This is a genomic window from Spiroplasma phoeniceum P40 (genome assembly GCF_003339775.1).
Lineage (GTDB): Bacteria > Bacillota_I > Bacilli_A > Mycoplasmatales > Mycoplasmataceae > Spiroplasma > Spiroplasma phoeniceum.
This window is the reverse complement of record NZ_CP031088.1, coordinates 632805-651140: the sequence shown is the minus strand read 5'-3', so window position 1 is coordinate 651140 and position 18336 is coordinate 632805. Positions and strand designations below refer to the sequence as shown.

Here is an 18336-nt window from a genome sequence, read left to right as displayed (position 1 = left end):
AAAATATTGAAACTCAATATTTTTTATTTTTTTAATTTCTTAATTTGGTTTAAAAAAGTTGAAGAAATTTCATTCAAACCATAATCGGCAATAAAAAAAATTGTTTCAAGATCTTTATTTAATTGTTTATTAGCAAAAGCTAATTCCATTTCATATTTTAAATCGTTATTATTTCGTAGTCCTCGAATAATATATTTAGCCCCTAATTGTTTAGCAAAATCATTAGTTAACATTTGGTCATTAATAACAATTTCAATATTTAAATTAATGTTTTGACAAGCTATGGCAGCTTGTTCAGCACGCGTTTTAATGTTTGTTTGATTTGATTTTTCTAAATTATTCGTAATTACAACATATAATTTTGAAAAGAGAGTACTTGCTTTTTTAATAATATTAAGATGACCATCATGAATTGGGTCAAAACTACCTGGAAAAATTGCTTTCAAGATTATTTTCACATCCTTTTAAATATTATTATTTTAACTCAAAAAATGTGTTATGATGATAGAAATATGATATTTTTTTTTTTTTTTTTTTTTTTTTTTTTTTTTTTTTTTTTTTTTTTTTTCCGATTATTTGGATATTTTTTTAATAGTAATGTATAATAATTAAGATTACATTTATTTAGAGAGATTACATTTGTATTAAGGGGAAAAATGTATAAATACATTTAAAAAATAAAATGTAAATAAGTATTAATTAATGAACAGCGAATAGAAAGTAGACGATTTTAATTATGGCAAAAATTAATTTTTTCGCTCTTGGTGGATTAGACGAGCGAGGTAAAAATTTATACTGCATTGAGGTAGAACAAGATATTTTTATTTTTGATGCGGGAACAAAAAATCCGGAACGTGGAATTTTAGGAATTGATGTAGTAATTCCTAATTTTGATTATCTAAAGGAAAACCGTACTCGAATTAAAGGTGTTTTTATTACAAAACCTTCGGATGAATGTTCTGAAACACTTACTTATATTTTAAAAGAATTGGCATTCCCAGTTTATGGAAGTGATTTAACTTGTAATATTTTAAAATTCCATTTACAACGTTTTAAAGTTCGTGGGAAAGAAGAATGTTTTCATGTTATCAATGCAAAAGATATTCTTGATTTTGGTTTATGCAAGGTTGAAGTATTTTCAACAACAACAAATATGCCAAATAGTTTTGGTTTTGCATTGCATACACCTGATGGCACAATTATTTATACTGGAGATTATATTTTTGATGCTAAAGCAGATCCTAATTTTGCAACAGATTTACAACATTTAAATCAAATTATTGCTAAAAATAAGGTACTATTATTTTTATCAGAAGCCTCATCAGCTTCACGCCGTGATTATACAGCACCAAACCATAAGATTAAAAATTATATTGAACGAGCTGTTAAAGAAACAGAAGATCGTATTATTTTAGCTTGTTTTGATCAAGATTTACATAAAATTAGTGAGTTATTTGATTTAGTTCGTGAAAATAATATTTCAGTTGGAATTTATGGTCAAACTTTATTAGAGTCATTAAAAGTGTTATCGGATAGTAAAAAACTAAATTTCAATGGAATTAATTTAAAAGGATTACAAGAAGCAGTTAAAGAAGAAAAATCATTAATTATTGTAACTGGTAGTGGAGAACGTTTATATAGTCGTTTGATTAAAATTGCTTCTGGTAATGATGATATTCTAGATATTAAAGAAAGTGATACAATTATTTTAGCAACACCGCCAAACCCAGGAAGTGAATTAAATCATGCCAATGTTTTAGATGAATTAGCACGAACTGTGGCAAAAACAATTGCTTTATCGGATAAAAAAGTTTGAACAATGACAGCAAGTTATGAAGATGTTAAATTAATGAGTTCAATTATTAATCCAAAATATTTTGTGCCAGTGAAAGGTTTATATAAAGATTTTGTGCAAGCAAAAATGGCAGCAATTGAAGCTGGGATTAATCCAGAACATATTTTTATTGTTGATAATGGCGAAGGTCTTGAATTTATTGATGGTGAATATACGAAAAAAAGCAATAAGGTAAAAACCTCTGATTTATATGTTGATGGGATTGGCGTTGGTGACATTGGAGCAGTTGTTTTAAATGAACGAAAGCAATTAGCTACTGATGGAGTTGTTATTATAGGAGTTTCAATTGATAGTAAAACAAAGGAATTGGTTTCTTTAATTGACACGCAAATGCGAGGAGTAATTTATATTCAAGAAAATAATGATATTTTCCGTAAAATGCAAAAAGTTATTATTGAAATTATTGAGAAACATTACAAAAAAGTTGTTGTTGGTGAAATGTATGATGTCAATGAAGTAAAAAATGAAATTAGATCTACAATTAGTTCATTTGTTAAAACAGAAACAGGAAAAACACCAATTATTTTAGCAATTGTTAATGAAATTTAATTTTATGATATATTTATAGTATATAAATATTTGAAGCTTTTAAAATGTATGGTTATATTTAAAGTAATTTTTAAATATTTAGAATTTTAGGAGGGCTGCACTATGGAAAAGAAATCTTATGATGATCAGAATGAGAAAACTGCAATCTTAAAAGTCGAAAAAAAGCAGCGTCGTAATGATTCCATCGGGTGAGTAATTGGGGCATTATTAGTGACGTTTTTTACTATTATTGCCATAGGGCGAATTACTTTAATTGGGCAATTTATTGATGATGTTTTATTTACATTTGCATTTGGCTGGTTTAAGTATTTAATGTATTTTGTATGCTTAGTGCTAGGTTTGACAATTTTTATTGGAGTACGGATTTGATTAAAATCACGGTTAATTTGAATGGTGGTAACCTTTATCATTTTGTCCTGCTGATTGGTAAGTAGCATTTTGTTAATTTATCAATATGCTAACGAGCAAATGGCATATTTTGATAAAACTGTTTTTTTAGATGTTGTTAAGAATTATTTGCAACGCTGACAAGATGCATCAATTTTTAATCCTAATCCAAACCATCCGATAACATTTGTTGGTTTTAATGGTGCTTGAATTACTTTATATGCTGGAGGGGGTATGATTGGCAATCTTTTAGCTGGGATTGCTAGTTATACTACCATTTTTGGTTCATTAATTTTGTGTTTATCAGTTTTTTTATTATGAGGAAGTTGAGTCGCAACCGGAACAGCAATTGGGATGTTTTTACCAAAAAATGAACGTCAGCAACAAGGTGTACGTGTATTACGTTTATCAGCAAATCGACGTCAAAAGCAAAATATTTACCAAAATTTTAATATTCCTGATGAGGAATTATTTTCAGCTAGGCAAGTTATGCATACAACAGAAGCATCAGATATTACAATTCAAATGCCATCATATACAGCCTTACATGACCAACATTTAATTGATGATTTAATTGCCGATGATTTTGTTGGTAAGAAAAAAATGAAACAAAATTATGTTCGTTTTTATAATCAAACTAGTTCTACACCAGAATTACGAAAAGAACCTTTCGATGCAAAAGAACCTTTTAATGATTATCATTCAGGGCCTTCACAGTCACCACATTCTTCGCAATTGCCGCACCGTTCACGAATGCAATTAACACCGGATCAATATATTCAACCACGTAATCGCCGTAGTAATAATACGCTTAATAAAAAACTTGATGATTTACCAGTGTATGGTTCTTATTATGGAAAAGATATTAATATTGATGTTGCACGCGATAAGTTGAATTCAGCAACTGATATCACTATCACGCCTTTTGGAAAAATTAATCGAAGTAGTAATTCAACAACTTTAAAGCAAACATCATTTTATGATGAACAATTACCAACAGAAGAATTTAATCCAACGCCATCAGAGCAATTTGAAACAGTTGATATTAATGAAGGAATTTATCATCGACAAAGTAATTCAGAATATCATCATCCATTAGAACCATATCAAGATGAATATTATTCGAATTATGAGCCACCATTAATTGAACAACAAAATTTTGACACCCCGTATCAACCATCCCACCGTGTTATGAAACCCAAGTCAATTGAGATTAATAAAAAAAATAGTCAAACTATTTCGCGTCGAAATACTTTTAATAATCCACATTACAAATTACCAAATTTAGGTTTATTAAGTCCAAAGGAAGATAACCGTCGTAATAATGAACGAAATAAACTTGCTGCGCAAAAGAAAGCAGTGAAAATTAATCAAGTTTTTCAACAATTTAATATTGCTGCTAGTGTCCAAGGAATTAATATTGGCCCAACTATTACAAAATTTGAAGTTCAAATGCAACCAGGAGTGAAAGTTAACAAAATTATGCATTTAGAAAATGATCTAAAATATGCTTTAGCGACTCAAAATGTTCGAATTGAAGCCCCAATTCAGGGAAAGTCAGCGGTTGGAATTGAAATTGCTAATGAAATTAGTAATAAAGTAACATTACGTGAAATTATGGAACGGTTACCATTAGAAAAACAAGATCGTAAATTATTAGTTGGCATTGGTCGTAGTGTGAACGGAGAAATTATTTTTGTTGAATTAGATAAAATGCCACATTTATTAGTTGCTGGTTCAACAGGTAGTGGAAAATCTGTTTGTATTAACACCATTTTATCATCGTTAATATTACGAACAAAACCATCGGAAGTTAAATTATTATTAATTGACCCAAAACAGGTTGAATTAGCTGTTTATAATAATTTACCCCATTTATTAGCGCCAGTTATTACAGATACTAAATTAGCAAATTCTGCCTTAAAAAAAATAATTGCTGAAATGGAACGTCGTTATAGTATGCTATCAGAACGTGGAGTCCGCAATATTGAATCGTTTAATAAAAAAGTTACAGCAAAAGATCGCTTACCTTATATTGTTGTTATAATTGATGAATTAGCTGACTTAATGATGACAGCTGGAAAAGATATTGAAGATTCAATTATGCGAATTACGCAATTAGCTCGTGCCGCTGGAATTCATATGGTGATTGCAACACAACGACCTTCAACAGATGTTATTACCGGGGTAATTAAAACAAATATTCCATCGCGAATTTCCTTTTCAGTTACTTCAGCAATTGACTCTCGTACAATTTTAGACCAAGGTGGGGCTGAAAAACTAATTGGGTATGGTGATATGTTATATGCTCCTGCCGGTCAAAATATTCCAACACGTGCGCAAGGGGCATTTATTTCTGATGATGAAATTCAACGATTAGTTGAATTTTGCCGTGCTCAACAAGAACCTGATTATGATGAAGAGTTTTTAAATATTGAAATAAATAGTGAAACAGGAAGTAGCAATGAAAACGATAATATTGATTCATTCTATCAAGAAGTTAAACGTTTTGTGATTTTAAATCAAAAAGCTTCGACATCTTTAATTCAACGAAAATTCTCAATTGGATATAATCGTGCTAGTCGTTTAATTGATACTTTAGAAGAAAATGGGATTATTGGTCCACAAAATGGATCAAAACCACGAGATGTCTATGTTCAAAATATTGACTTAGATGATAATCCTTTTAATGATGGCGGTTATTTATAGAGCGCAGATAATTTACAAAAAAGTAATGATTTATTGTGTATTTATAATTTTTATATATAATTAATGGTATAATTGGAAAGATAAAATTTCAATTAATATTTTTAAATATTGAGTATATAATTAAAATATTATGTAAAAAAACATTAAGGATGAGAAGAAATGGCAAAAAAAACAAAAAAAATAAATGCAAAGTTAGAGAAACTAAATGATATTTCATTAAAATTAACTGATGTTGAATTTCGCTATCGGGAAAATCATCCTAATGCTGTTGATGGAGTTAGTTTTGAAATTAACCATGGGGAATATGTTACAATCATTGGACATAATGGTAGTGGAAAATCAACAATTAGTAAAATTATTATTGGTGTTTTACGCCCACAAAAAGGGAAAATTGAAGTTTTTGGTAATGAAGTTCATTCATCAACAATTACAGGAATTCGAAAATTTTTAGGAATTGTGTTCCAAAATCCAGATAATCAATTTATTGGATCAACAGTTCGTGATGATATTGCATTTGGACTTGAAAATCGCCAAATTCCGCAAAAAGAAATGCAAGCAATTATTGATAAAGCTGCGGCAAAAGTTGGTATGAATAATTTTCTTGACCATGAACCACTAATGCTATCAGGAGGACAAAAACAACGGGTTGCAATTGCTTCAGCACTAGCATTATCAACAGATATTATCATTTTTGATGAAGCCATAAGTATGTTAGATCCAAAAGGACGAAAAGAAATTAAACAAATTATGGTGGATTTAAAAGAATCACGCGAAAAAACAATTATTTCAATTACTCATGATATGGATGAAATTTTAAATGCTGATAAAGTGATTGTTATGAATAAAGGTCAAATGGTTAAATGTGGAAAACCACATGAAGTTTTGTATGATGAAGAGTTTTTGAAATCAATTCATTTAGATGTTCCTTTTGTTTCAAAAGTCGTTGATAGTTTACGCTTAAATGGTTTAAAAGTGAAAAATACACTAGATCTTAGAGAGTTGGTGGATGAGATATGTCAAAAGTAAAAAAACAACCTAAAATTGAAGCATTACAAAATGTTTATATTACATTCACAAATGTTTCTTATGTTTATGCTCCTAAAACACCTTATGAATATACTTCCTTGCAAGATATTAATGTTGTTATTAAACCTGGGAAAATTACTGCTATTATTGGATCAACAGGAAGTGGCAAATCAACCTTAATTCAACATATCAATGGTTTATTAATTCCAACGACAGGAGTGGTTGATGCAAATGGTTTTATTATTAAAGCAAAACAAAAACGCATTAAAAATATTAAACAATTACGAAAATCAATTGGCTTAGTGTTCCAGTTTCCAGAATATCAATTATTTGAAGAAACAATTGAAAAAGATATTATGTTTGGTCCAGTTCACTTGGGCGAAACTAAAGAAGTTGCTCGAGAAAATGCCCAAAAATACCTAGAAATGGTTGGTTTACCATTAAATTATTTAGAGCGTTCACCATTTGATTTATCAGGAGGGCAAAAACGCCGGGTTGCGATTGCGGGAATTTTAGCGATGGAGGGTAATACTCTAATTTTAGATGAACCAACCGCTGGATTAGATCCTGAAGGTGAAGAGGATTTTATTAAGTTATTTCAACGGATTAATAAGGAACAAAATAAACGGATTATTTTAGTAACGCATAATATGGACCATGTTTTAGAAATTGCTGATGAAGTTATTGCTTTAAAAGAAGGCCGAGTTTTAAAAGTTGGATCACCATTTGAAATTTTTAAGGATAAAAATTTATTACAAGAATTATTAATTGAACCACCAAAAATTTATCATTTGATTTATCAATTGCAAGAAAAAGGTCTTGATTTAACAAATGTTAATATTCGTAATATTGACCAATTAGCAAAAAAAATTATTGAACATAAAGAACAAAAAAGAAAGGGATAAAAGAGATGCGCTTATCATTTGGACGTTATATTGCTTATAATTCCCCAATTCATCGAATGGATCCACGGGTAAAATTATTTATGTTGTTATCATTAATGATATCAATATTTTTTTCAACTGGTTTTACCGGTTATGCCATTTTAGGAATAACAATTTTTAGTTTGTTCTTTTTAGCCAAATTACCGCCAAGGTTATTACGAGCATTACTAAAACCAATCTTATTTATGTTTATTATTTTGTTGTTAATTAATTGTTTTTTAGTTACGGATGGTTATATTGGATGACATTGAGGTGGAAAAGCAACAGCAACAGGCCCTGTTGCTGCGGGAGTAAAAAGTTGATTTGCTTTTTCTGAAAAAGCTATTTTTAATGCCCTTTATATGGCATGCCGGATTTATTTAATGATTTTAATTACAACAATTTTAACGGCAACAACGCGCCCATTAGATTTAACTTTAGCGCTAGAAGATTTATTAAGTCCATTAAAACTAGTGCGCTTTCCAGTTCATATTTTATCAACAATTATTTCAATTGCCTTACGAATGATTCCAACTTTAATTGAAGAAGCGGGACGGATTATGAAAGCGCAAGCCTCACGTGGGGTTGATTTTAAAAATGGTCATTTTAAAGATAAAATTAAGTCAACAACAGCGTTAATTATTCCATTATTAGTATCAGCATTTCAAAAAGCTGAAGATTTAGCATATGCAATGGATGCTCGTGGTTATGACCCCCATGCCAAACGAACACGTTATCGTCATTATCGAATTCATTTTCCTGATGTGTTATTATTTATTTTTGGAGTTGGAATTGCTAGCATTATTATTGCTCAATCATTAACAATGGGGCAATATGAAACTTTTTATCAAGTTTGACATTGAGATAACAATTCTAATGCATGAATATTTGGTAAAATTAAAACAGGATTTTTACAAATTCGGATTCCACATATTGATGAATTTGTTTTAGGATGATAATGTTATATTTATTATTAAGTATTGAATATGATGGTTATGATTATAGTGGCTGAGTTAAACAAAAAAATGCTCGAACAATTCAAGGTGAATTGGAAAAAGCATTTTTTGGTATTTGTCATCAAAAAATTTGAACTTTAGGAGCTAGTAAAACGGATGCTGGTGTGCACGCTTGTGATCAAAAGGTATTAGTAAAACTAACATTCCAACCACTACATTTAGCTTTTTTTATTAAAACCGTTAGTCAAACTTTACCACCAAATATTAATATTAAAGGATATCAGTTTGTAGCTGAAAATTTTAGTGTTCGAACTGCAAAAGTAAAAGAATATGTTTATACAATTAATGATCAAGAGTATGATCTTTTTAACCACCGTTATGAACTTAAAGTTAATGCACCATTAAATGTTAAAAAGTTACATCAAATTAGTCAAATTTTTGTTGGAACACACGATTTTGCTTATTTTGCAGGGGTTAAACCAACCGAAGATATTGCAACAGTACGGACAATTAACAAAATTTGGGTTAAACGAAACAAAGCAAAAAAAATTGAAATTAATTTTAGGGGGAAAATTTTTATTCGTTATCAAATTCGCATGTTGACACAAAATATTTTAGCTTGTTATGCTGGCAAAGTTAGTTTAACTGAACTAAAAGCACAATTAAACTGCCCGCCTAAAGGAGCAACAACAAAATATTGTGCAAAACCATATGGTTTATGTTTGAAAAAAATTAAATATTAAAATAATTTTAATTAGTATGCTTTTCTTTAAAAAATAAATATGATACTATATATTATTTTACTTTTTTATGGTACAATTTGTAGTAATGAGTATGGGTAGAAAATAGGGAAAAATGAGGTGCAAAAAATGAATAATGGTTTTTATATTTTACCAAATGAAGAAGGATATTTAGTAAAGTCACATGATACTAATATTGAAATTGCGCTATTTAGAAGTCGTCGTGATGCAGAAGTGTTTATTAGCACTTTAACATTATCACCAACCCCTGCCTTTTCAAATAATTATTCATCAGGAACTTCAATTCCCCAATATTCATCGCAACCTCAGCAAATTATTACGCCATATCCGACCAATGGTGCTTCACCACAAGTATTTTTTATTCAACAACCAGCTCCAGCGCAACAAGTAGCCCCACCGCCATATCCATTTTATCCGATGATGCCACCAACTTCGCAAATGGGAGGAATGTGTCATGGTATGTATCCAAATTATTATGGGCAACAAAATAATCCTTATGGACCATGAGGATGTACTTGTGGGCATAATAATTCAGATTATAATGAACATTTTGAAAGAAATCCGCAGATTAAAAATAATGAAGGTTTAAAACCAGGTTGAAATAATGCCAGCAATGATTTGGATATAAAAAAAAATAATCAATTAAAAGATGATACAGTTCCTTTAACACAAAAAAATGATGAATATTCAAATAATGGGTATGAAGAACAACTAGTTCAATCGCCGGTTGAAGAATATAATTCTCAAACAGTTATTAATCAAGGCCAAAATAATCCGGTTGCAACTGATGAAATATTACGACAACAATATAATGATGTTCCAGTTACTAATCCAGATCCTATAATAACTCCAAATGTTTATTCAGAGGAAGTGCAACAACAAGGAAATTATTCCCAACCAACCAACAATCAAACATACTATGAACAAGCTTTTGTTTCTAATCCGGTTTTTCTTAATCAACAATCAGAACAGCTAGAACAATATGAGAAACCAAAACAAGTGGCAAAACCAATTAATGTAGCTAATGATGATGAATTCTTTAATTTTGCTAATGAACAAGAATTTAATAACAATTCCAAAATTTCAAAAAAAGAAACAAAACGTTTAATGAAAGAAGAATTAAAAGCAGCTAAAATGCAAACAAAATTAGAAAAACAGAATCGTAAAAAAGCAAAACGTAAAGGGGCACTTGATATTGAAGAATTAGACCCAATTGTAGAATAAAAAGCAAATTAATTTTGCTTTTTATTTTTTAAAATATTTTAAATTTATGGTTGTTTTTTAAATAAAATTAATGTTATAATTGTTTAGGTTTTCGGGCTATAGCTCAGCTGGTTAGAGCGCACCCCTGATAAGGGTGAGGTCGATGGTTCAAGTCCATTTAGCCCGACCATTTTTTTATAATAATTTTGGGCCCGTAGCTCAGCTGGGAGAGTACCTGCCTTGCACGCAGGGGGTCGACGGTTCGATCCCGTTCGGGTCCACCATTTCAAAATATATTTAAACAATTAATTAAAAAAGCATATTAAATTATTAATATGCTTTTTTAATTGAATTTAATGGTTGCTTGTTACTATTATCCTGAATTTTTGTGAGGGGGGGGGTTAATATAATGGCTTTTTTTGGTATAATATATCTAATTCAAAACAGAATATAAACAGGGGTGAAGTATGTCAATTTTTGATAAAAATGAAAACGAAAGATATGCATATTTTTTAACGAATTTTAAAGAAATCCTTGCAGATTGAGTAGTTATGATTAATGATCAATTTATTAAGTCATCATTAGATAATTCATCAACTAAATTATTTGGAATGAATGTTGATAAAGCAATTTTATTTTTTGATATTAATTTAGATGCAAATAATGAATTACATGAATTAGGAATTATTAAAGAAAGTTATAGTATTGATTTAACAAATGATTTAGATTTTAATTTAAGGAAAAAAATAAATAAGAAAAACGAAGGAAAAAATTATGATTTAATTTATAACCAAATTGATAATTTTTTTATTGAAGATTCAGAATTATTAAAATTTTGTGAATATACATTAAATATTACTAATTTATCAATGGAAACGGATGGACCAACAATTAGTGCTTTGAATAATTATAAATCAGTTGCTTTTAATAGTTATCCAACAAAAATTTATGAATTATTAGATTGATTTGGTATTCAAATTGTTGATGCAATTAATAACGGATTAAAAGTAAAACGTTTTGGTGTTAAAGACAATAGTACTGGCAGTAATAGCAAGATAAGAAGAAAACCAAGATTAATGTCAAATAAAACTTTAAAAAATATTGATAATGATGATAACAAAATTAATAAAGAAATAATTTTTACTGAGTATTTTGCAAATAATGGTAATATTAGTGCTAAGTTAATTGCTTTAAATAAGTTATTACCACTGTTAAAAGAAAAACGAGCTGAAATTAAAGATTTTAATCCTAAGTTAGAATATGATATTTTTAGTTTTTTACAACATACAAAATATCGGAATTCTTTAACATATCAAGAAGATAGCGAAGCTGAAAAACGTTTGGATAAAGTTTTTAAAAAAGCGGTGCTATCGTTATATTTATTAGATATTGGTTAAAAAGCGAAGAAAATAATTCGTTTTTTATTTATTAAAATTATTTTAAGAAGTTTTCCGTTATAATTTGTAGTAGGTGATTATGATGAAAGTTATTTTAATTAAAGATGTTAAAGGAAAAGGAAAAGTTAATGATGTAATTGATGTTGCTGATGGTTATGCAAAAAATTATTTAATTAAAGAAGGTTTTGCAATTCCAACAACTTCTGCTAATTTGGCTAAATTAAATGTTGTTTTATCACAGCAAGCAGCACAAAAAGCAGCAACAAAAGCTTCTTTAGAAGAATTAAAAGCAACATTAGAAGAATTAACATTGAATTTTAAATTAAAAGTTCATGATAATAAAACATTTGGTTCTGTTTCTTTAACACAAATTGAAGATCGATTAGCAAAAGAATTTAATTTAAAAGTTGATAAAAAGAAGTTTATTGATAATAATAATTTAACAAGTTTTGGGTTACATTACCTAAAAATTAAATTAGCTCCAAATATAATTGCAACATTAAAAGTGATGGTAGAAAAAAAGGAGAGTTAATTAATGGAAAACATCAATAAAACAGAATTAAATAAACTTAATGTTATTAATGATGCGGAAAAAAATGTTTTAGCAATAATTGCACACTCCATTACAGCAGCTGAAGAAGTTTTTTCAATTTTAACAGAAGAAGATTTTACTGTAATGAATTACAAAGTAATTTTCAAAACTTTACAAGAACAATTTTCAGCAAAGGTTGCTATTAATATTACAACATTAAGCAATTATATGTTAAAAAATAATATTTTAAATAAAGTTGGTGGCATTGAATTTTTAACTGATTTATTTCAATCATATACAACAGATGCTAATTTATCTGAATATTTAGATATTATTATTAAAAATACAACCTCACGTCGATTAAAGGCTGTTGTTGATAGTATTAATCGTCAGATTGATGCTCATCAGCCAATTGATGAAGTTGTTAGTAATGCAGAAAAAGAAATCTTAGATGTTAAAAAAGAGCGAAAAGGGAATTTATTTAAAACTTCATATGATGAAGTTGATAAAGTACTCCAAAAAATTGAATTGTTAGAAAATTCCGGTGAAATGTTAACAGGAAGTCCAAGTGGTTTTCGTGATTTAGATGGTATGACATCAGGTTTTCAAAAAGGGGATTTTATTATTTTGGCGGCACGTCCTTCAATGGGAAAGACAGCATTAGCTTTAAATTTTGCTGTTAAATCAGCTGCTCAATCAAAAAAAGCAGTTGCTATTTTTTCAGTTGAAATGCCAGCGGAACAATTAATTCAAAGAATGATAGGAAGTTATTCAACAGTTGATTCTGTTAAAGTCCGAACTGGTAAAGGGTTAAAAACACGTGATTGAGAAAATATTACCAAGGCGGCAGATTTTTTAAAACAAACAAAATTATTTATTGATGATACACCAGGTTTGAAAGTTATTGAATTACAGTCAAAGTTAAGAAAATTATGTCGTGAAAACGAAGTTGGTTTAGTTGTTATTGATTATTTACAATTACTTAGCACTGGAACTCATTTTGGTGATTCACGTCAACAGGAAGTTTCAACAATTTCGCGGCAACTTAAAGCATTAGCACGTGAATTAGAGGTTCCGATTATTTGTTTATCCCAATTATCACGGTCAGTTGAAAAACGAGAAGACAAAAGGCCAATTATGTCTGATTTACGTGATTCAGGAGCAATTGAACAAGATGCGGATATTATTATGTTTTTATTTCGAGAAGAATATTATACTTCTCACGATTCAAATAATATGGAAGGACCAATGTTAGAAACAGAAAAAGCACAATTAATTTTATCAAAGCATCGAAATGGTCCAACTGGGAGTGTTGAATTATTGTTTGTAAAAAAACACGGTTCATTTGCTGATTATGGTTTGCAAAATACAAAAATTTAGGATACTATATTAATTAGTGAAAAATAAATTAGTGTTTAAGAAAAGAGGACTATAATGCGTAAGTTATTATCAATTTTTGCAGCAACAACTTTGGTTACAGCATCATCAGCATCAGCTGTTGCTTGTAGTGGTGCACCACAAGGAAATCCTATTCTTACTTTTATGTATAATGGAAATCAAAAATTTAGTCATGCTCCAACAGCAACTGGTAAATCAACAAATGGAATTGATGATGTAACCCAATCAGGAAAAGATGAAAATGGTGCTCCTTATGAATACAGTTTACAGGGGGGGCAATTGGGTTTAATTAATAATGCAATTAATCCTATTTTACATGGTATAAATTTAACAAAAGATAATAGTGTAACAACTGGTAAAGGAGCAAAGTGAACTGATGAGCAAATTGCAGCTGGCTTAAAAGGGCAAAAGGATGAACTAATTAAAACTGCAAAAACTGATGCGCAAGATCCTTTTGATAATAGTAAAAAAATTAATCAAAAAGTATTATGAGAAGAATTTTTTAACAATTATTCAACTAGTTATGACTCATACTATAGTCAAGTTGCTTTCCTTGCAAATGAAAATAAAACAATTTTAAATAAAACAAATGATAATTTAATGACAATGACTGGAAATGCAGAAAAAACAAAGAATAAAGAATGAGTTAAAGAACAAACTTGACCAGATGGCAAAAAAACTCCTTATACACCTTCATCATTAAAAGTATTATCACCTATAGCATCGATTCTTGAATGATTAAATGATCCAAAAAATGACTATAATCAAGGTTATGATCAAATTGATCAAAATCGTGGATATCAATCAGCACGTTATCTTGCAATTGTTATTCCTAATGTGACAATTCGCTTTGAGTTTCAAGGAGAACATAATCTTTTTACTTTTACAGCAACAATTGATAAATTAATAGGTTATGCAAATTATCTTGTTTACGAAAATCCAAATATTACAAAAGATAGTCCAAATTATGGTCATCAATGATTTTTCCTAAGTTATGGTTTTTATGACTTTGAGAGTTTAAATGATGATTATTATCATCACTATAATTTTAATGCGATTCCAGATGCTGCTAAGATTGATCAAAATATTAAAATTGCATTAGGTTTTGTTAAAAAAAATGATGATAAAGGAATTTTAACCGATGAAGAAGATAAGGAAGTTGGTAAACGTGGTCAATTCCCAACACCAGGAACAGATTATACTTTCCCAGCTCTAAAATGAACAATTAATGTTGATTCAATTACTGACCAATATAAATAATGGATATTAAAATTCTGGCAATTGGTTCATTAGATAAAAAGTATCTAATTATGGGCTGTGAAACTTTTTTTGAACGAATTAAGCATTATGCAAAATTAGAAATTATTGAATTAAAAGAAGTTAATAATAAGAATGAACAAGTAAAAATTAATGATCAAACAGCATTAGTAATAAAAAAACTATTAGATTATTCAGAATATTATAAAGTATTATTATCATCACAAGGTCAAATTTTAACAAGTGAACAAATTGCTGCATATATTAAGGAAGTTAAAGATTTTAAAAAAGCAAAGTTATTGTTTATTATTGGAGGCAGTCATGGCTTTAATAATAATGAATTATTGTCAAAGGTTAATTTTCAATTAAGCTTTGGAGCAATAACTTTACCACATAAATTATGCCGATTAGTATTATTAGAACAAATATATCGTAGTTTTAAGATTATTAATAATGAAAGTTATAATAAGTAATTTTTAAAAAGAACAACCAGATTATATTTTTTTGGTTTTAGTTCTTTTTTTATTTTGGCGTGTTTGCTCCATCATTGCAATTTTTCGTTTTCGCGCTAATTCTGGATAAAGCATTTGTATTTTTTTCTAATAATAATTGCCGATAATAAGGACTATTTTTTTAGCTAATTTAATAACTTTAATTTGGTCAGCGACAGTCATATTATTAACATCAATATAATTAGGATCCTTTGTTCTATAAGCTTGGTTTTTTAATTGCTTATTCTTTTTTTGAGCATTTAATAAAATTTTATACATTGGATTATTTTTATCAATGATTTTATTTTTATCTAACTGTGGTTTTTTGTTTGTTTTGCGGTAAATTTCATGGCTTTGTGATGTTTTACGTGCTAAAGTTTCAAGTTGAATTTTAACCACCTTTGCTTTATGTTCTTGAATTTTTTGATAACGCAAATCATAACCATTGTCCTTTGTTTTTTTTCATATAATAGTTTTATTTTCTATTTCTTTTGCCATTTTTCTCCTTACTTTTCAACATGTAATTACTCCAATTTTATTATAATATTAATTATAAATTATATGAAACAAAGAAGTAAAAAAATAAAATATTTTATTTTTTTTCTTAAAAAAGACTTGCATTATTGCCTATTATCCAATAAAATAAATAATCATGTATATTTTGTGGAAACATCTTTTGTGGTCTATCACCGATACACTGATAGGCGTTGTAAATGTTTACACAAAAAATATGAATAAATTAGGAGGAAAAGTAATGGCTCAAACTAAAATGAGAATTAAATTAAAAGGTTTTGATCACCGTGTGGTTGATCAATCAATTAAAAAAATCATTGAAGCAGCTAAAACAGCAGGAGTAGAGGTAAAGGGACCAATCCCTTTACCAACTGATCGTAATATCATTACTATTTTAAGAGCAACTCATAAATACAAAGATTCAAGAGAACAATTTGAAATGAGAACACATAAAAGAATTATTGATATTATTAATCCTGATGGTCCAAAGTTAATTGACACTTTAAAAAGAGTGCAGTTACCAAGTGGTGTGGAAATTGAAATGAAATAAATAACCATTCTTAAATTTAATTTATAGACAAGATATACATGACGTATTTTCAAGGAGGAAAGAAATGAAAGGAATCTTAGGACGCAAAATTGGTATGACACAAATTTTTGCTACCGATGGTAGATTAATACCAGTTACAGTAGTTGAAGTAGAACATAATGTTGTTTTACGAGTATTGTCAAAAGAACAAAATGGTTATCAAGCGCTTCAATTAGCTGTCGAAGATAAAAGAATTAGTTTGGTTTCAAAACCAGACCAAGGACAATTCAAAAAAGCGAATACAACACCTAAGCGCTTCGTTAAAGAAATCAGAAATATGGATGGTTATAATCCTGGCGATATTATTAAAGCTGATATCTTTACTGCTGGGGAATTCGTTGATGTTACAGGAACTTCAAAAGGGAAAGGATTTACCGGTTCAATTAAAAGACATAACTATTCACGGGGACCAATGGGACATGGTTCAGGTTATCACCGTGGTGTTGGGTCGATGGGAGCTATTGCCCCAAATCGGATTTTAAAATCTAAAAAAATGCCTGGACATATGGGAACCGAAAAAGTAACAATTCAAAATTTAGAAGTTATTGCAATTGATACTGAAAAAAATGCTTTATTGGTAAAAGGTTCAATTCCAGGTCCAAAAAAACAGTTTGTAGTTATTAAAGAAGCAATTAAAGGTTTAAAACCAAATACACCAACAGAATTAGTTAAAAGAACTGTTGAAACAAAAACACCAGAGCCCACAGTAAAAGAAGAAAAACCAGTTGAAGGAGTTGTTGATGCAGCAGTTGATACAACGCCAACAGCAGTAACTGATGCACCAGCATCAAAGACAGAATAGTTTTGTAGAAAGGAATTTTAAAATGAAATTACAAGTACTTGATGCGAAGGGAACAAGCGTTAAAGAAATTAGTGTAAATGATGCCATTTGAGGAATTGAACCACATCAGCAAGCAATGTTTGATGCTGTTATTGCGCAACAAGCCGCAATGCGTCAAGGCACACACAAAACTAAGACAAAAACTGAAGTATCTGGTGGGGGAAGAAAACCTTGAAGACAAAAAGGAACTGGTCGTGCTCGCCAAGGTTCAATTAGAGCACCACAATGAAAAGGAGGAGGGATTGTTTTTGGCCCAACTCCAGAGAAAAATTATTTAAAACATGTTAATAAAAAAGTTAGAAAATTAGCAATTAAATCTGCATTATCGTTGAAAGTTCAAGATAAAAATATTATGATAATTGATCAATTTGGAATTGACAAACCTTCAACAAAAGCAATGGTTAAAGTTTTAAATAATTTAAAAGTTAATGGTGAAAAACTATTAATTATTACCACAGAAGGTGATGAAGTTAATTTTAAATCATCACGTAATATTGAAAAGGTAAATATAATTACATCAGCTGGGATTAATATATATGATTTATTAAATGCAAACAAATTATTAGTAACAGAACAAGCAATAAAAGCAATTGAGGAGGTGTACGCATAATGCATATTACAAATGTCATAAAAAAACCAATTTTATCAGAAAAAACATATCGTAATATGGCGAATGGGGTTTATACTTTTGAAGTTGCGCGTACAGCAAATAAAGTTCAAATTAAAAAAGCTTTTGAAAAAATCTTTGAAGTAAAGGTTGAAAAAGTTAATGTTATTAATTATGACCCAAAAGAAAAGAAAATGGGAAAATTTGTTGGAGAGACAACATACACAAAACGTGCAATTATTAAATTAAAACCAGGTGAGAAATTAGATTTATTAGGAGAAGATAAATAATTCCAGGATACACTATCTGGGACTGTTTATTGGCGAAATAGGAGGATAAATA

18 protein-coding genes and 2 tRNA genes are annotated in these 18336 nt (G+C 29.1%); 18 read left to right on the top strand and 2 right to left on the bottom strand.

Annotation, left to right across the window (positions count from 1 at the left end):
• Positions 1–23: 23 nt before the first annotated feature.
• A complete protein-coding gene (coaD, locus tag SDAV_RS04185) occupies positions 24–446 on the bottom strand; it encodes a pantetheine-phosphate adenylyltransferase (protein ID WP_114564669.1) in 423 nt (140 codons plus the stop codon).
• Between the two features lie 290 nt (positions 447–736).
• On the opposite strand from coaD, the gene SDAV_RS04180 reads away from it, so the two are divergent.
• The 14 genes from SDAV_RS04180 (at position 737) to SDAV_RS04115 (ending at position 15426) form a co-directional block, all read left to right on the top strand.
• On the top strand, positions 737–2404 hold the full coding sequence (locus SDAV_RS04180) for a ribonuclease J (RefSeq protein WP_114564668.1): 1668 nt from the start codon (positions 737–739) through the stop codon (positions 2402–2404).
• Positions 2405–2506: 102 nt separating this feature from the next.
• Entirely contained in the window at positions 2507–5500 is a 2994-nt protein-coding gene (locus SDAV_RS04175; RefSeq protein WP_114564667.1) for a DNA translocase FtsK, read from the top strand.
• A 159-nt stretch (positions 5501–5659) separates the two neighbouring features.
• Positions 5660–6526, top strand: coding sequence for an energy-coupling factor transporter ATPase (locus tag SDAV_RS04170; protein ID WP_114564666.1), 867 nt, complete (start codon positions 5660–5662; stop codon positions 6524–6526).
• Positions 6514–7431, top strand: a complete 918-nt coding sequence (locus SDAV_RS04165) for an energy-coupling factor transporter ATPase (RefSeq protein WP_114564665.1) — start codon at positions 6514–6516, stop codon at positions 7429–7431. Before SDAV_RS04170 ends, SDAV_RS04165 begins: the two co-directional genes overlap by 13 nt.
• 5 nt (positions 7432–7436) lie before the next feature.
• Positions 7437–8408, top strand: a complete 972-nt coding sequence (locus SDAV_RS04160; RefSeq protein ID WP_114564664.1) for an energy-coupling factor transporter transmembrane component T family protein — start codon at positions 7437–7439, stop codon at positions 8406–8408.
• Positions 8408–9148, top strand: a complete 741-nt coding sequence (locus tag SDAV_RS04155; RefSeq protein ID WP_114564663.1) for a tRNA pseudouridine synthase A — start codon at positions 8408–8410, stop codon at positions 9146–9148. The genes SDAV_RS04160 and SDAV_RS04155 overlap by 1 nt, the downstream gene beginning before the upstream one ends.
• Positions 9149–9274: 126 nt before the next feature.
• Positions 9275–10390 carry a hypothetical protein gene (locus SDAV_RS04150; RefSeq protein ID WP_114564662.1) on the top strand — a complete coding sequence of 372 codons (1116 nt, stop codon included), beginning with the start codon at positions 9275–9277 and terminating at the stop codon, positions 10388–10390.
• Positions 10391–10482: 92 nt separating this feature from the next.
• A tRNA-Ile gene (locus SDAV_RS04145) sits at positions 10483–10559 on the top strand.
• 18 nt (positions 10560–10577) lie between these two features.
• Positions 10578–10653, top strand: a tRNA-Ala gene (locus SDAV_RS04140).
• Between the two features lie 183 nt (positions 10654–10836).
• Entirely contained in the window at positions 10837–11766 is a 930-nt protein-coding gene (locus SDAV_RS04135; protein ID WP_114564661.1) for a hypothetical protein, read from the top strand.
• A gap of 79 nt (positions 11767–11845) precedes the next feature.
• Positions 11846–12298, top strand: a complete 453-nt coding sequence (gene rplI / locus SDAV_RS04130; protein WP_245938518.1) for a 50S ribosomal protein L9 — start codon at positions 11846–11848, stop codon at positions 12296–12298.
• Between the two features lie 3 nt (positions 12299–12301).
• Positions 12302–13678, top strand: a complete 1377-nt coding sequence (dnaB, locus tag SDAV_RS04125; RefSeq protein WP_114564659.1) for a replicative DNA helicase — start codon at positions 12302–12304, stop codon at positions 13676–13678.
• 54 nt (positions 13679–13732) lie between these two features.
• Complete coding sequence (locus tag SDAV_RS04120; protein ID WP_114564658.1) at positions 13733–14956, top strand: lipoprotein; 1224 nt, start codon at positions 13733–13735, stop codon at positions 14954–14956.
• A complete protein-coding gene (locus SDAV_RS04115; RefSeq protein WP_114564657.1) occupies positions 14956–15426 on the top strand; it encodes a 23S rRNA (pseudouridine(1915)-N(3))-methyltransferase RlmH in 471 nt (156 codons plus the stop codon). Before SDAV_RS04120 ends, SDAV_RS04115 begins: the two co-directional genes overlap by 1 nt.
• A gap of 126 nt (positions 15427–15552) precedes the next feature.
• Here SDAV_RS04115 and SDAV_RS04110 read toward each other — a convergent pair whose 3' ends face one another.
• Entirely contained in the window at positions 15553–15942 is a 390-nt protein-coding gene (locus SDAV_RS04110) for a hypothetical protein (RefSeq protein ID WP_245938517.1), read from the bottom strand.
• A 256-nt stretch (positions 15943–16198) separates the two neighbouring features.
• On the opposite strand from SDAV_RS04110, the gene rpsJ reads away from it, so the two are divergent.
• The 4 genes from rpsJ (at position 16199) to rplW (ending at position 18284) form a co-directional block, all read left to right on the top strand.
• The gene (gene rpsJ / locus SDAV_RS04105) at positions 16199–16507 is read left to right on the top strand and encodes a 30S ribosomal protein S10 (RefSeq protein WP_114564656.1); all 309 of its coding nucleotides are present in this window, start codon (positions 16199–16201) and stop codon (positions 16505–16507) included.
• 64 nt (positions 16508–16571) lie between these two features.
• Complete coding sequence (rplC, locus tag SDAV_RS04100; RefSeq protein WP_114564655.1) at positions 16572–17348, top strand: 50S ribosomal protein L3; 777 nt, start codon at positions 16572–16574, stop codon at positions 17346–17348.
• A gap of 22 nt (positions 17349–17370) precedes the next feature.
• Positions 17371–17997 (top strand): 50S ribosomal protein L4, encoded by a 627-nt coding sequence (rplD, locus tag SDAV_RS04095; RefSeq protein ID WP_114564654.1) that lies wholly within the window; start codon positions 17371–17373, stop codon positions 17995–17997.
• Complete coding sequence (rplW, locus tag SDAV_RS04090) at positions 17997–18284, top strand: 50S ribosomal protein L23 (RefSeq protein WP_114564653.1); 288 nt, start codon at positions 17997–17999, stop codon at positions 18282–18284. The genes rplD and rplW overlap by 1 nt, the downstream gene beginning before the upstream one ends.
• Positions 18285–18336 lie beyond the last annotated feature (52 nt).